This is a genomic window from Enterovibrio litoreus, assembly GCF_045679545.1.
Taxonomy (GTDB): Bacteria; Pseudomonadota; Gammaproteobacteria; order Enterobacterales; family Vibrionaceae; genus Enterovibrio.
Genome location: NZ_CP166195.1, coordinates 845,638 through 861,166, shown reverse-complemented (window position 1 = coordinate 861,166; position 15,529 = coordinate 845,638). Strand labels below are relative to the sequence as shown.

The window sequence follows — 15,529 nt, the reverse complement described above, 5'->3', positions numbered from 1 at the left end:
CCTAGAATACGCTGGCAGGAGTCAATGATTTGGATTTGGATATTGATGTTTTGATTATCACAGGGACAAGACCCGAGGTGATAAAAATGGCACCGGTTTACCATGCACTTCAGCAGGAAAGTCTCTCGGTCGTGTGGTGCCATTCTGGCCAACACGATACGCTTGCGACGCAAGCTTTTAGCTACTTCAACATTACGCCTGATTTCTCATTAACACGCCCCAATACCACCGAGCTTGCTGATTTGTTTGCCGGATTGCTCGCCCAACTCAACGGCGTCATCCAAGCCCATCACCCAAAATGCGTGATTGTTCATGGTGATACCAGCTCAACCCTTGCCGCGGCCATGGCGGCGTTTTACAACAAAGTCGCTATCATCGCACACGTTGAAGCCGGGCTAAGATCTGGTGATATCTATCATCCTTTCCCCGAAGAGGTAAATCGTAAACAAGTCGCGGTTGTGGTAAACCGTCACTATTCACCCACGGTCAAAGCCGCCCATGCTTTATTCGCTGAAGGCATCGCACCCGAAACCGTCATTTGCACAGGCAACACCGTTGTTGACGCGCAGATGTATTTGCTCAAACAAAGCAAAATCACCACGCCAAAAGAAAAGCGCACGGTATTAATCACTGTGCATCGGCGCGAAAACTGGGTAAACCTGCCCATAATATGCTTGGCGATCAATCGCTTAGTGCAGCAGCACCCACTGCTAACATTTCGCTTTGTAACCCACCCAAATCCGTTGATCAAACAACAAATTCAGGATCTTCTGTCTGACAGCCCTAACCTGCAAATTTCCGATCCACTTGACTACCTTAACCTGCAGCAAGCACTGGCCGATTCCGCGCTTGTTCTTACCGATTCAGGCGGCATTCAAGAAGAAGCCCCCACCTATGACGTGCCTGTTGTCGTGTTGCGCGAAACCACCGAACGCCCAGAAGCGTGCCAACTTGGCCTTGCCATTTTGGCAGGAGCAACCGACCCTGATAAAATTGTCGACGCAGCACAACACATGCTGAACAGCAGTCACGCCATCGCATCCAATCCTTATGGCGATGGCAAGGCCGCACAAACAATCGCTAGTGATATTAAGGAGTGCATTCGTGGGCTTTCTTGATGCCTTTCTCGTCTATTTGTATGGCCTAAAATACGTCACCTTAGTGCTTATGGTCGCCTTGTTCATCTTTGGCTTTGATGATCTGATGCTAGACACTTACTACTGGGTCAGACGCCTTTTTCGCCGTATCACCATTTATCGAAAACAAGGGTTTGCCGACCCTGAAAAACTGTTCGAAAAAAAGGAAAAGCCGCTCGCTATCATGGTGCCCGCTTGGCAGGAAGTCGGCGTGATTGGAAAAATGGCAGAACTCGCGGCAAAGACACTTGACTACGAAAACTACCAAATTTTTGTCGGCACTTACCCCAATGACCCACAAACACAGGCTGACGTCGACGAGGTATGCGCGCGCTTTAGCAATGTCCACAAAGTAGTGTGCGCGCGCCCCGGCCCAACAAGTAAAGCAGATTGCTTGAACAACATCGTGGCGTCTATTGTGGCGTTTGAGAAACGCATCAACATCGAATTCGCGGGTTTCATTCTGCACGATGCCGAAGATGTTTTGTCGCCGATGGAACTGAGGTTATTTAACTATTTGCTACCCAACAAAGATCTCATCCAGCTTCCTGTCTACCCCTATGCACGCAAATGGTATCAATTCACGCCCGCACATTATGTCGATGAGTTTGCCGAGATGCATGGCAAGGATGTGGTCGTACGAGAAGCACTCGCAGGACAGGTGCCCAGTGCCGGCGTGGGCACCTGCTTTAGTCGCAAAGCCGTTCTTAGACTGTTAAAAGAAGGGGACGGCCTTCCGTTTGATGTTCAATCTCTCACTGAAGACTATGATATCGGCTTTCGCCTTAAGCAATGGGGCATGAACGAAGTCTTTGTGCAGTTTCCAGTGAGCGCCAAAGACGCTTCTCTCCGCGAAACCGCGTTTGGCCTAAACAAACGTGCCTCTCGCTTGATCTGTGTGCGAGAGTATTTCCCCGCCACGTATTCAACCGCAGTAAGGCAGAAAAGCCGCTGGATCATTGGTATCGTTTTTCAAGGTATGAAAAATCATCATTGGTCACGCGACTGGCGCATTAATTATTTTCTTTGGCGAGACAGACGCGGCGTTATCTCCAACATCATCTCGTTTGCAGCCACACTCGTTTTTTTCCAACTCTTGCTCATTGTGATCTACCAATTAACAGTGACAGAAAGTTATCATTTTCTGTCCATTTTTAACGATGACCCTACCGTTCGATTTTTCATTTATTCCAACGCTTTATTCTTTCTTAATCGTATGGTGCAGCGCTTTATTTTCGTGAGCCAGTACTACGGTTCGTTTCAGGGCATCATGTCATTACCCAGAGTAGTCTGGGGCAACTTTATTAACTTTTCAGCCAACGTACGAGCAATCAAGCAGGTCATCATTGAAGGCGATCCTCGGCGAGTGGCGTGGGACAAAACCAGTCACGATTTCCCCATTATTCATGACGTGCGACGCAGACCTTTGGGCCAGATTTTGGTGGAGCAAGGCCAATTGTCCGAGGCTGATCTTGAGAAGGCGCTGTTGAACCTTCCACCGAACCAACGCCTCGGCACCTATCTTGTTCGTCATGGATATGTGTCGAATGCCCATGTCAGTAAAGCCATTGCGATACAAGCCGGGGCCGAACACATGGCCGTAGATTTGTTTAATGTTCCGCTAACGCTCATTGAACAATTTCCTGTTAACTTGGCCCTAAAGTACATGGTTTTTCCCATCGAGGGCGATAACAACCAGCTGGTTCTCGCTGCAGAGTCCCCAATTCCTCCGGTGGCGCTTGCCGCCCTTCAGCGCCAAATCAATAAAGAAGTCACCTACAAGATTGTCGACCAAGGGCTGGTCACTTTAGGTATTCGCTACCACTATTTGAAAGACAAAAGTGCGGATTTTCGTCCTCATCTAGAACAGGCCCAACATCAAGGCAAGGTATCGACGCAACGCCTCACGCAGTACATCGATCAATATTTGGTTAGCCAACAGCCACTCGGTGTGCGTTTAGTGGCGGAAAAATGTTTAGACCCTGCGCAACTCAATCAAGCACTGATTAATTACGACTTCACGTCGTCAACGCGCTTTGGCGAGTATTTAGTAGAGCAAGGTTACATCACCCATGAACAATTGGAGCAAGCGCTCAAGCAGCAACAAGCTGACGAGCCTTTCTCCAATTTCTTGACGATGGCGGACTAAGCATGATGAAACGCTTACTACTGATTATTGTCAGCTACTTATTTGTACTAAATGCCTACGGGTCTGCACTCATCATGGAAGGCCTCAGCGAATTTAGTGAGTTTAGAACCTATCCGTATGTCGACAAAGCCTTTGAATTGGAAAAACAGCATCGCTATACGGAGGCAGAAGAGGAAATCGAGAAAGCTCTCAATATCACGCCGGAACACCTTCCTTTTCTTCGCTATCAATATTTGCTGCTAACCAAAGCCGCTAACTATGCAAAAGCAGAGCAGGTACTTAATCTGATACCCAACGAGCAACGCGAAGGCCTCCTTTTCGCTTTGCGGAATCAGCAACTCAAAGAAAACAATACCCTGACCTCGGTGCAATTCATTGCCTTACTCAATGGATTGACGGCAGAGGAAAAAGACAAACTGACCTTAAGCTACCTTTACCAATTAGAAACCGCGAAAGGTGCGACACAAGCGCTTGATTGGGCGCGAGAGTTACCTAGCGAGATGAAATCCGCTGACATCTTGGCCTATGAAGCAGAGAAGGCGTTTGAACTCGACGATTTTGATCGAACTATATCGTCCATTGCCGCTATTCAGCGCCAAGAAGGAGATCTTAACGAACGGCTTCGGCTGCTGTTGGGGCTGAGTTATCTCGCCAAAGGCAATGTCCCGCAAGCGCTCGCGTTAGCCAATGAACTGCCAGCACTGAAAAGCAGTGAAGGCATTGTTCGTCAGCACATCGAGAACCTTGTCGAAGATAACGATATTTCAACCGCCAGAGTGCAATATGAATGGCTTACTACGCACCATTCGCTCACCAATGCGGACTACAAAAAGAAATTTGAGTTGGCCATTAGAGACAATGACTTGAAAAGTGCTATCGCAGCGGCGAGTCCCGCAGGCATTAACTGCATCGCGAACATTTCGCTGTATGCTGAACTCAATCAACTAGACATCGCCAATGAACGATTTCAATCTTGTAGCCCCAAAGAAGACCCAGAGAACTGGCTCTATCTCGCCGAAAAACTCGGACAAACTGATGCTATTGAGTCTCAGTTATTCAGCGATGACGTGCTAATTCAACAGCAACGCAAAATTCTCGCTAATCTTTACCATCGCGAGCAGCAAGATCAAAAACAAATTGCGCTTTTAGATCGGCCGCAAAACCTAAACGAATACATGTTGCTCGCCACCGCTCAACAACGAAGTGGCCATTTCAAAGAGGCAGTAGATACTTGGTATCAGTTATTTCTAAAAACTGGTGACGTTGAAGCTCTCGATATTGCCACTACGCTTGCGATTGAACACCTTTCGCCCAGACGCTCCATTGCGCTGATTCATGATTCACTGCGCAAATTACGCAGCGAGGCTTATCAGCGCACTCAGCTCGATCGATTATTGGCGCTCTATGCCGATCACCCTGCTTACTTCAACCCCAATGAGATCAAACAATTTAATGACCAACCCGTGTCGGCGCAACACTTGGCAAATCTCTGGGTCAACAACGATGCTTGTGATGTTGCCCAAAAGGCGCTAACCCAGCCAGAAAGTAGCTTCGCATATCGCGTCTTGGCTTACTGTATCTATCAAACAGATCCTAACAAAGCGTTGGCCTACCTAGAAAAAGCACACGCACAACAACCAGACAAACATGACCTTTTCTATTTTGGGTATCTCTACACCGTCACCGACCAACCAGAGAAAGCACTGAGCTATTGGCTACTCATGCCCGAAGACCAATTATCCCCCAATATGAAGTTCTATATTGCGCAGAATTTTTACCATACCGGCGCCTATGAAAAAGCGGACACATGGTGGAATGCAGCTGACTTACAACAAAGTGAAGACTGGTGGTTACTTGGCGTTAATATCGCGATCAGCCGTCATCAATATTCAACGGCAGAGTTAAGGCTGCAACAAGCAGATAGTCGCTTTGATTCTGTCTATATTGATGATCTTTACTCTCGACTTTATAACGCGTCGGGAGAGCAAGATAAGCTCATCGAATTTTACGAAACACAAATCGCACAACATCCTGATGATGCCACATACAAGGCAGAGTTGGCTTACATCTTGTTCCCAACGGACACCGAACGGGCGGTCAGATTGCTGGAACAATCCATACCATCGCTGGATAGTGAAGCCCTGTTTCAAGCCGAACATCAGTTGGCGATAGGCTATTCTCGCCTAGGCCTAAACGCGGATGCAAAAGCACAATATGCAAAACTCATTGACCCATTGAGCGACTCCCCAAGTGCATCAGATAAGCAGAAATTGGTCTACTTGCAGTCACAAAACAAGCAAGTCGACAACCGTTGGCAATTCAGTATTAGCGAGACGGGAGGGAACGACGCCCGAAATGCTGAGAGCACGCTGTTCACCGCCGACCAAAATCGATTTTTACTTGGTGAAGCGCAGCGCACCCTACTTAATCATGACAACGGAGCGAACAGCCTTTCATTCAAACTAGCTTGGCTTTCTTCTGGCGAAGATACCCCCTTTGACACCAAAGAACTGGATATAGGTCTTTCTTGGCGGCCACTGCCTACCTACGATTTGAATGTCGCACTGGGCTTACGCCATCAACTTGATGGGGACAAAGACACCAATGGCTATATTCGCATTTATGGTGACCCACTCGCTCACCTGGGCATGAATAAATACTGGCAAAGTGGCGTGGATTACTGGTGGCACCAAAGTCTGTATTTGGATATTTTTCAGTATCTCGGGAGAAATCAGCGACTGCTTTATGGACGTTATGACGTTGGGCCGGTATTTCCCATAAAATATGACAACCAACACCGGCTCCGTGCTTACTCCTTTTTACAAGCGGACCAAGACGAAAACCGCACCACTGACAACTCAGTGACACGCAGTGACTTTCGCGCAGGCTTAGGCGTTGGGTGGCTAAGCCAATGGGGCTATAACAAATATCATGGTTACAACCACGACCTTGAGGTTGATCTCGAATGGCAGCACATCATAGACAGCGATTTCTACCCCAAAACAAATACAGAAGATGCCTTTATGTTGCGGCTTTACTGGCACTACTAACAAGTGTGTCCTTTGCGAGCGCAAGCACTGTATACTATCAGCCGTTGAATATGGATAAGCAGCTTACCGACCGCGAGTGGGCAGCGAACCTTGATTCTCTGCGCGGTATTGGGATAGAAAGTGGCGTTATTCAGTGGGTCCAATACGGTGATGAGACGTTTGGAGAAACAAACGGCTGGCTGGCTCAGCGAATGCAAATGTGGACTCAACGTTCGCCTGTCTGGTTAGGGCTATATGCTGACCCGGAGTATTTCTCTCGTATTGATCAGCCCGCAAACCAGCAAGCGAAATATTTGGACATGCTGCTTGATAAGAATGCTAAAACTCTCTCCGCTTGGCAGACTTGGGTGAGTGCGAACACCAACAACGTTCAGGGCTACTATCTGCCTATGGAACTGTCTGACTATTACTTTCGCACTCCTGCATCACAGCAAGTATTGAAACAGCAGCTCACGCACTTTACTTCCAAGCTAGATAAACCTCTCGCCATTAGTGTATTTGCAAGCGGAACGCTTTCCCCATCAGCATTTAACAAATGGTTGATCTCTTTGACACAAACAGGCGTTCACATATGGCTACAAGACGGACAAGGAACGCAAGCACTACCGATAAAAACACGACAGGCCTATTTTAATGTGCTCGCCTGCGACGTAGGCGTAATTTCAGAGCTTTTTATACAAACGAGTGTATCTCCCTTTCATGCGCGTCCGATGACCAACGAAGAACGTAGTACCGCTAACTTATCTATCAAACCTTGTCACCAAAAGCTCAGTTTCTCGTTGCGATATCTACGTCCAATTCCCCATCCGCTCCCTTTGCCTTGATACGTAACTTCGATCTAGCTGTCGATTTACTGTGTGCGTTTACACTCAGTCGCTCTTGCCGCATTTCAGCGAGTTCAATAGAGAACGTAATAAATATCGTCATTTATCGTATTTTTCTTGCGTCAATCCTTTGATTAGGCCAATAGCTTCAGTGACATTCTGCACAATTTGCTAGTCTTTATGTGTCGGCATGCAGTTCTACACTACTCAGGACAGAGTGTGTAGCGCCTTAGTTTATTCGCTTTATCGTTAAGGTATTCGCAATAAGGATTCGACTATGAAATTGAATTTCGGACTTTTAACACTCTTGGCTGCTTTCATCGCCGTTCCTTCGCTCGCACAGGAAGGTATGGTTCAGGTTCAAAGCCAATACAGTGTTCCCATTACGACAGAACGTCTGATCGTCGCCGCCAAAGCCCGTGGACTCAATGTTATCGGACGCGTAAATCACGCAGAAGGAGCACAAAAAGCAGGATTGGCATTACGCCCAACTGAGTTAGTTATTTTTGGAAACCCTAAAGTTGGTACGCCCATGATGGTATGTAACCAAACGGCGGGTATCGACCTTCCTCAAAAAGCACTGATCTGGGAAGATGCGGAAGGAAAAGTGTGGCTAGGGTACAACAACCCTACTTATATGGCAGAGCGTCATCATATTGAAGACTGCGGAATGTCGGTTAAAAAAGTAGAAAAAGCGCTGGTTTCTCTAGCAAAACTCGCCACCCAACCTTCAGCTCAATAACGAATTATCCTCAGTATATTTCTTGGTTTCAAAAACAAAAACCCCGCAGGCTTACGCATGCGGGGTTTGTTTTTAAGAGACGTTAAGAATTACTTCTTAGCGTTTTTCTCTTTTTGATCAGCGATCACTTTTTCAGCAACGTTGTTTGGACATGCAGCGTAGCGAGCGAACTCCATAGAGAACTGGCCACGGCCTGATGTCATGGTACGCAGGGTACCGATGTAACCAAACATTTCTGAAAGTGGTACGTCACCCTTGATGCGAACACCAGTAACACCAGCTTGCTGATCTTTGATCATGCCGCGACGACGGTTAAGGTCACCGATTACGTCACCTACGTGGTCTTCTGGCGTGAACACGTCAACAGCCATGATTGGCTCAAGAAGCTGAGGACCCGCTTTAGGCATAGACTGACGGAATGCACCTTTCGCTGCGATTTCAAATGCAATTGCAGATGAATCGACTGCGTGGAAGCCACCGTCGTAAAGCTCAACTTCAACGTCCAAAACTGGGAAACCAGCTAGTGGACCAGTTTGCATCATTGATGCAAAACCTTTCTCGATTGCAGGCCAGAATTCTTTAGGAACGTTACCGCCAACAACCACAGAGTTGAATTTGAAGCCAGTGTTTGGTTCGCCTGGCTTGATACGGTAATCAATTTTACCGAACTGACCAGAACCACCAGACTGTTTCTTATGCGTGTAGCTATCTTCAACAGGCTTGGTGATAGTTTCACGGTAAGCAACCTGAGGCTGACCAACAATAAGGTCTACGCCGTAAGTACGCTTCAGGATGTCTACTTTGATGTCTAGGTGAAGCTCACCCATACCTTTCAGGATGGTTTCGCCAGTCTCTTCATCAGTTTCAACTTGGAACGTTGGATCTTCTGCAACCATTTTACCGATCGCGATACCCATTTTCTCAGAACCGCCTTTGTCTTTAGGAGCAACAGCGATTGAGATTACAGGAACAGGGAAGATCATTGGCTCAAGCGTACATTCGTGCTTAACATCACACAGAGTGTGACCAGTCTTAACGTTCTTCATACCAACAACAGCGATGATGTCACCCGCCTGTGCAGTAGTCAGTTCGTTACGATCGTTAGCTTGCATCTCAACCATACGGCCGATACGTTCAGTCTTACCAGTCGCACTGTTAAGAATGGTATCACCCTTCTTCATCACACCAGAGTAGATACGAATAAAGGTTAGGGCACCGAAACGGTCGTCCATGATTTTGAATGCAAGTGCTTTCAAAGGCTCGTCAGCAGAAACGATAGCGAATTCGCCGTTTTGCTCACCAGTTTCAGGATCGGTCAGTGGCTGTGGATCTACTTCTGTAGGAGAAGGTAGGTAATCAACAACTGCATCAAGAACTAGCTGCATGCCTTTGTTCTTGAACGCTGAACCACAGAACGTTGGGAAGAACGTACAAGTACGCGTACCCGCACGGATACAACGCTTGATGTCTTCCATTGAAGGCTCAACACCATCCATGTATGCCATCATCAGATCATCGTCTTGCTCTACAGCAGTTTCGATCATCTCTTCACGGTACATTTCAACGTCGTCAACCATGTCCGCAGGAACGTCGGTAACGGTGTAGTTTTCAGGAAGACCTGAGTCATCCCAAATGTATGCTTTACGGTCAAGAACGTCTACAACACCAACGAAATCATCTTCACGGCCGATTGGCAGTGTCATGATTAGTGGTACTGCACCTAGCACGTTTTTGATTTGATCAACAACGTTTAGGAAGTCTGCACCCATACGGTCTAGTTTGTTTACGAAAATGATACGTGCAACTTCTGAATCATTCGCGTAACGCCAGTTGGTTTCTGACTGAGGCTCAACACCACCAGAACCACAGAAAACACCGATACCGCCATCGAGTACTTTCAGTGAACGGTATACTTCAACGGTGAAGTCAACGTGTCCCGGAGTATCGATAACGTTGAAGCGGTAGCCTTTCCAGAAACAGCTTACTGCTGCTGACTGGATGGTAATACCACGCTCAGCTTCCTGCTCCATAAAGTCGGTAGTCGATTCACCATCGTGAACTTCACCAAGTTTGTGGATAGTACCTGTAAGCTTCAAGATACGCTCTGTGGTCGTGGTTTTACCCGCATCAACGTGCGCGAAAATACCAATGTTTCTGTATTTACTTAGATCTGTCATTGTTCGTCTCTATAAACAATTACTGGCTTATATAAGGGCGGAGATTATAGCAGGCGTTGTGGCGTAAAGAAACATGTAGTACACAGCGAGATAATTTAAGTTTCCATTGCTGCATTTCTAGCCACATTTCCGAGCAAATCTCGTCCGTTTCCTCAGGTCTTTCCGCCATACACGTATAGACATATCATTAATTTGCATGGTCCTGATTCGTTTTTACCCAAGTCACCTCTAGAAGCTATGTCATCAAGAATCTTAAACGACAGAGATAAAGAGTTTTTAGACTTTGTTTGTGGATACAGACTGGCTTCTTTTCAACCAAACGCATCATCGTTACACGACTTTGCGCACTCACTTCGCAAAATAGAGATTATTAACTCAGTTTTGAACCGGCAAATCCTTATAGTCAGTGCCACTTTTCGCAAGTCTACACGTGCTGTAAAATTAAGGATTCTGTATGCCCTCCGCCCGTATTTCATCGTTGGAGATGGGACGACTGCTTGCCATCGTTGCCGTTATCATTATTCACGCAGGGCCTTTGCGTGGTGACGCCTACAGCCAAAACATCAATATTATCTCTGATGTCATCAACCAATTGTCCCGATTTGCGGTCCCTTTCTTCTTTTTACTGACGGGCTATTTTACCCAACCCAAACTGACCCAACACCCATCAGAAACATTCGCTCACTATGCCAAGCCACTAGTGACAATTTGGCTCGCGTGGAGTGCTATTTATCTGCTGATACCTTTTCGCTTTGACGTGGCAATGACCGAAGGTTATCTGGCAGATCGCGCTGGATACTGGAATTATCTCTTAGAGTCGCCACTCAATACGCTATTTGAAGGCGGCATGGTGCACCTTTGGTACATCCCAGGCTTGTTATCCGCACTGGGCATCATGGCATTGCTCATCAGGTTCAAGCAGCAATCCTTAATGGTACCATTGGCACTAGGCCTTTATATCTGGGGCTTGGGGGCAGGAAGCTACCAACCTATCATGGAAGGCGATGCTCCGATCTTCACCCGTAATGGTCCCTTTTTTAGTTTGCTGATGGTCGTGGCAGGCTTTGAATTACGTCGTCGAAACATCCGGTTCTCATCAAAGGTTTCACTGGCCATGTTCTTGGGTGGTTTGTCATTAATTTTGCTAGAAGGAGCTTTTCTCAGCCAATACGATGTTTGGATGGCGACCCATGACTTCTTACTAGGCACGCCTATCATGGCTATGGGTATTTTTAGCCTGCTACTCAATCACCCAACGTGGGGTAACTCACCCATGACGCTAGCATTAAGCCAGCGCGTACTTGGCGTTTACGTCGCACATTTTGTTGTAATGATTGTCTTGTTTAATTTCCTTGGCGCCTTTGCCATTGAAGGCCTGCTTAAAGATCTATTGCTTGCGCCACTGACAATCGCACTTTCGTTTGGCCTGGTTTTCTTATTGGAAAAACTGCCCTTCACGCGCTTTCTGGTTCAAATGGAAAGCAAGCAATCTCGCCATTTCAAGCACAGTAAAACGCTCTGATAGCGCAACATTCATGTGAGTGAAAACGAAAAAGTCCGGCTACCCGGACTTTTTTAACGATGGTCACCAGCCTGTTCATCCTGAAGCAAACTGTCGATTTTCTTCAAAAAACTGTCTTTGAGATGGGCTTGGTCATACTTCAAGTCATACGTGTTGTGAAACCCAATATGGAGTTCTACACCATTCCCCTTCAGATACACGTTGTAGCCATCATAGTCAGTGGATGCTTCCACGCCTCGGTAATGCTTACCAAACTCGGTCTTCTCACCTTTCGCCATGATTACTTCAAACGCCGCTAACAATTTGGCAGGGTTGAGTTCATTTTTCATTTCACACCTCTTTTCAAATAGATATAGATACGAGAGAGAATTCCTTTTCTCTCTATGACAGTATGATTTTCAATACACTATTTCGCCAACGCCCCATATCTATCCAAAACAGGGATTCTCGAACACGCCGCCGTTTTGTACCCCGCTATTACGTCTTTCACTCTCAAATCACACGCATCGCTACTAAGACACGGTCAACCAATTAAAAATTAAAGATAAATTTCGCCACCCACCACGTGACTACCTTCACAGATGTGAGAATGTATATTGGTGATTTCCTTCACTTTGGATCATAGCTATTTCACTAACTTGTAAAAAAAACGTAACAAAATAGCCGTACCGTTCGAAAAAGAAAGATAAACAAAAGAAAAAATGCCAACAAGTTAGCTTCGGACGGCAAGGACGATGCCTACGCCGTACCCCATCCAAAAGGAACGAAAGATGAATAGCTTAAAACTTACCGTTGCATTGGCAGCGGGAACATTGCTCTCTGCGCAAGCTGTCAACGCTGAAACCCTTCGTCTGCTGACATGGGGTGGCTATGCTCCACAAGAAGTGATTGATCAGTTTGAGAAAGAAACGGGCATAGAAGTCAAAGTCACCAAATCAAACAACGAAGACATGATTTCCAAACTTCGCGCGACACGCGGTTCAGGCTTTGACCTTGTTCAACCAAGCCAAGATCGCATCACTGGTGCGCAGCGTGACTTTGGTATTTATCAGCCGATTGATATGAGCAAAGTGGACACCGCCCTACTCATTCCTTCAATGGTTGACGCCACGAAGAAAAACACGGCGTTAGACGGTGAGGTTTATGGCGTACCACATATTTGGGGTACTAGCGGCTTGGTAGTGAACACCAAAGACGCTGGCATGATCAAAGACTACACCGACCTGTGTAACGAACAATACAAAGGCAAGGTGTCATACCGACTGAAACGCCCAACACTAATTGGTTTTGCATTTGCCATGGGTGAAGACCCATTCGCTGCCTACAGCGACCCTGAAAAATACAAAGCCATTTTGGATAAAGTGGAAGCCAAGTTGGTGGAATGTAAACCTAACGTGAAAGCCTATTGGTCAGGCGGTGACGAACTGCTTAATCTGGTTCGCTCCGGCGAAGTCGTTGGCGCTATGGCATGGGATGCAGGTGGCTGGAAAGTGAATCGCGATAATGCCGATATCAATTTTGTCGCCCCAGCTTCTGGTGCACTGGGTTGGATTGATACTTTTGCCATTCCGAAAAAATCCAAAGCCGTTGACGCAGCATATCAGTGGATTAACTTTGTGAATCAACCAGAGATTGCTGCAAAAATCACGGAATCCGCAGGCAACTTTACTGCATCTAAAGGCGCAGATAACTTTGTCAACGAAACCGCAAAAGCCCAGTTCCAAACCAGTTTCCCACAAGCGGATATTGATAACATCAAATGGTATCCAACCGTGCCGGCTGGCTTAGAAGAAATGGAAGGATTAGTGCTAGATCGCGTGAAAGCGGCAAACTAATTTCGCCACTCCTCCCTGTCACGGCCTGTGGCTCACACAGGCCGTTTCTATCACATTCGTCGTCGTTTTTTGTCGATCTGAATCGTGACCCAGTCTGAACCAATTGGCGGTACTTAAATGACAGCACACCCGATCCCAGATCTCGAATGTCGAGCATTAACCAAAGCGTTTGCTGACTTCACCGCAGTGAACAGCATCGATTTCAGCGTGCCAAATGGCAGTTTTTTTTCCATTCTCGGTCCATCAGGCTGTGGCAAAACAACATTGCTCAGAATGCTGGCAGGTTTTGAGCAAGCCAGTAGCGGCGACATTTTCATCAAGGGAAAGCGAGTTAACGACATCAGTCCCAATCGACGCCCTGTGAATATGGTGTTTCAGCATTTGGCACTGTTTCCCACCATGACAGTCGCTGAGAACATAGGTTATGGACTTCGCCGCCGCAAAACACCTTCACATGAAATCAATAAGAAAGTGGATGAAGTGCTTGCCCGTGTAGGACTTTCTGGCAGCGGGCCAAAACAGATATCTCAGTTATCTGGCGGCCAAAAGCAACGCATCGCGATTGCGCGTTGCTTGGTACTCAACCCCGACGTGTTACTTCTAGACGAACCACTAGGCGCATTGGATTTAAAACTGCGCGAACAGATGAAAGTGGAATTGAAACACTTACAACAAGAATTCGGCACTACTTTTGTTTACATCACCCACGATCAATCGGAAGCCTTGGTGATGTCCGATCAAGTGGCCGTGATGAATAATGGCCAATTTGAGCAGCTTGGCACACCGCAAGATCTCTACTATTCACCCGCCACTGCGTTTGTCGCTAAATTTGTTGGTGAAAACAATCAGCGCACTGGCACCGTCACCTCGGTCAATGGCAACACGGTCACCTTGAAAGGTGAAGGCGGTGACACGATGCAAGCCAATGCGGGAACGCCCCTTTCAGTCGGCCAACGTGCGGATGTGTTTGTCCGTCCAGAAGCCATCAGCATTGCATTTCCGAACGCCAAGCCCGCCTTCGCCGACAATGGCTTTGACGTCTCAGTGAAAGAAATTCTGTTTGATGGCTCTCGCAGCCAGCTTGTGGTCGATTGCCCACAGCACCAAACGCAATTTGCGGTGCAGTTACCGCAGACCGAAGCCTTCCGGCAGGTTCGTCCCGGTGACGCCCTTTTCGTGCATTGGCAGGCGCAACTCTCTCGCTGCTTGCCTTCACAACGCTAGGAGAGGACCATGATTGAACGAGGCAACCGACTCGCCCTGTTTCTGCTGCTCACGCCGTTTCTGCTGTGGTTACTGCTGCTGATTATTCTTCCGCATCTTCAGATGTTCTCTATTTCGATTCATGATCGCGCAGTGGGCGGCGCAACGGTGCTGAGCGCTGACAACTACATCACCTTTTTCAGTGAACCTTTGTATTGGCGCACCTTCATGCGAACGGCGGTCATGTCATTGCTCGCTACCGTACTGACGCTGATCATTGCTTTTCCTGTCGCGTTTTACATCGCGAAAGTGTGCCAAGGAAAGGCCAAAAGCCTGCTGTTTGTCGCTTGCTTGCTGCCATTTTGGGTCAGTGAGTTAGTGCGCTCTTACGGTTGGATGATATTGCTACGCGAATCCGGCATCGTGAGTGGTTTGTTGCAAACTCTCGGGCTTGTCGATCAACCCGTTGAACTGCTTTATAACGACGTTACCATCATGGTCGGGCTGGTTTATACCTCTATGCTATTTATGGTTGTGCCTTTGGTCACCACGCTCGACAGCCTCGATAACAGCCTGATCGAAGCCGGGTATGATCTCGGCGGTAGCAGTTGGGACGTGATGCGCGAAGTCGTGATCCCTCACGCCATGAGTGGCATTGTGGCTGGGTGTATTGTGGTGTTTATGCTGACTCTCGGTAATTACCTTACGCCCACCTTACTGGGCGGGAAAGATAGCCTCTGGTTTACCGAGCAAATTTTCACCCAATTCATCACCCGCTTTAATTGGGAGCAAGGCTCAGCGTTTGGCATTTTACTGCTCGCGCTTTCGTCACTTATGGTTTGGGGTGGCTTGAAGCTGACTCGACAATCCTTCGTTAAGACAATGGGGTAA

At 47.3% G+C, this 15,529-nt stretch carries 11 protein-coding genes; 9 read left to right on the top strand and 2 right to left on the bottom strand.

Annotated features, from left to right (window positions below; genetic code table 11):
• Window positions 1–29 precede the first annotated feature (29 nt).
• The 5 genes from wecB to AB8599_RS19220 all read left to right on the top strand — a co-directional run bounded on the left by wecB (window position 30) and on the right by AB8599_RS19220 (window position 7,901).
• Window positions 30–1,118 carry a non-hydrolyzing UDP-N-acetylglucosamine 2-epimerase gene (gene wecB / locus AB8599_RS19240; protein WP_407333344.1) on the top strand — a complete coding sequence of 363 codons (1,089 nt, stop codon included), beginning with the start codon at window positions 30–32 and terminating at the stop codon, window positions 1,116–1,118.
• A complete protein-coding gene (locus AB8599_RS19235) occupies window positions 1,105–3,285 on the top strand; it encodes a glycosyl transferase family protein (protein WP_407333343.1) in 2,181 nt (726 codons plus the stop codon). The genes wecB and AB8599_RS19235 overlap by 14 nt, the downstream gene beginning before the upstream one ends.
• A 2-nt stretch (window positions 3,286–3,287) precedes the next feature.
• The gene (locus tag AB8599_RS19230; protein ID WP_407333342.1) at window positions 3,288–6,335 is read left to right on the top strand and encodes an NfrA family protein; all 3,048 of its coding nucleotides are present in this window, start codon (window positions 3,288–3,290) and stop codon (window positions 6,333–6,335) included.
• Entirely contained in the window at window positions 6,251–7,159 is a 909-nt protein-coding gene (locus tag AB8599_RS19225) for a DUF4434 domain-containing protein (protein WP_407333341.1), read from the top strand. The genes AB8599_RS19230 and AB8599_RS19225 overlap by 85 nt, the downstream gene beginning before the upstream one ends.
• 277 nt (window positions 7,160–7,436) lie before the next feature.
• Entirely contained in the window at window positions 7,437–7,901 is a 465-nt protein-coding gene (locus AB8599_RS19220) for a DUF302 domain-containing protein (RefSeq protein WP_407333340.1), read from the top strand.
• 89 nt (window positions 7,902–7,990) lie between these two features.
• Here AB8599_RS19220 and fusA read toward each other — a convergent pair whose 3' ends face one another.
• Window positions 7,991–10,078, bottom strand: coding sequence for an elongation factor G (fusA, locus tag AB8599_RS19215; protein ID WP_407333339.1), 2,088 nt, complete (start codon window positions 10,076–10,078; stop codon window positions 7,991–7,993).
• 454 nt (window positions 10,079–10,532) lie between these two features.
• Between fusA and AB8599_RS19210 the strand changes: the two genes are divergently transcribed.
• On the top strand, window positions 10,533–11,600 hold the full coding sequence (locus AB8599_RS19210; protein WP_407333338.1) for an acyltransferase: 1,068 nt from the start codon (window positions 10,533–10,535) through the stop codon (window positions 11,598–11,600).
• Between the two features lie 53 nt (window positions 11,601–11,653).
• Here AB8599_RS19210 and AB8599_RS19205 read toward each other — a convergent pair whose 3' ends face one another.
• Complete coding sequence (locus tag AB8599_RS19205; RefSeq protein WP_407333337.1) at window positions 11,654–11,929, bottom strand: DUF3081 domain-containing protein; 276 nt, start codon at window positions 11,927–11,929, stop codon at window positions 11,654–11,656.
• Between the two features lie 441 nt (window positions 11,930–12,370).
• On the opposite strand from AB8599_RS19205, the gene AB8599_RS19200 reads away from it, so the two are divergent.
• From AB8599_RS19200 to AB8599_RS19190, 3 genes are all read left to right on the top strand, one after another.
• Window positions 12,371–13,435: an extracellular solute-binding protein gene (locus AB8599_RS19200; protein ID WP_407333336.1), complete on the top strand. Its 1,065-nt coding sequence runs from the start codon at window positions 12,371–12,373 to the stop codon at window positions 13,433–13,435.
• A gap of 117 nt (window positions 13,436–13,552) precedes the next feature.
• Window positions 13,553–14,659, top strand: coding sequence for an ABC transporter ATP-binding protein (locus AB8599_RS19195; protein WP_407333335.1), 1,107 nt, complete (start codon window positions 13,553–13,555; stop codon window positions 14,657–14,659).
• 9 nt (window positions 14,660–14,668) lie between these two features.
• The gene (locus AB8599_RS19190) at window positions 14,669–15,529 is read left to right on the top strand and encodes an ABC transporter permease (protein ID WP_407333334.1); all 861 of its coding nucleotides are present in this window, start codon (window positions 14,669–14,671) and stop codon (window positions 15,527–15,529) included.

What these genes read in the sequence shown, in the direction of transcription:
- AB8599_RS19230 (WP_407333342.1), top strand. Translation starts at nt 3,288, where the DNA reads ATGATGAAACGCTTACTACTGATTATTGTCAGCTACTTATTTGTACTA.
- AB8599_RS19225 (WP_407333341.1), top strand. Translation starts at nt 6,251, where the DNA reads ATGGCAGCACATCATAGACAGCGATTTCTACCCCAAAACAAATACAGA.
- AB8599_RS19220 (WP_407333340.1), top strand. Translation starts at nt 7,437, where the DNA reads ATGAAATTGAATTTCGGACTTTTAACACTCTTGGCTGCTTTCATCGCC.
- fusA (WP_407333339.1), bottom strand. Translation starts at nt 10,078, where the DNA reads ATGACAGATCTAAGTAAATACAGAAACATTGGTATTTTCGCGCACGTT.
- AB8599_RS19210 (WP_407333338.1), top strand. Translation starts at nt 10,533, where the DNA reads ATGCCCTCCGCCCGTATTTCATCGTTGGAGATGGGACGACTGCTTGCC.
- AB8599_RS19205 (WP_407333337.1), bottom strand. Translation starts at nt 11,929, where the DNA reads ATGAAAAATGAACTCAACCCTGCCAAATTGTTAGCGGCGTTTGAAGTA.
- AB8599_RS19200 (WP_407333336.1), top strand. Translation starts at nt 12,371, where the DNA reads ATGAATAGCTTAAAACTTACCGTTGCATTGGCAGCGGGAACATTGCTC.
- AB8599_RS19195 (WP_407333335.1), top strand. Translation starts at nt 13,553, where the DNA reads ATGACAGCACACCCGATCCCAGATCTCGAATGTCGAGCATTAACCAAA.
- AB8599_RS19190 (WP_407333334.1), top strand. Translation starts at nt 14,669, where the DNA reads ATGATTGAACGAGGCAACCGACTCGCCCTGTTTCTGCTGCTCACGCCG.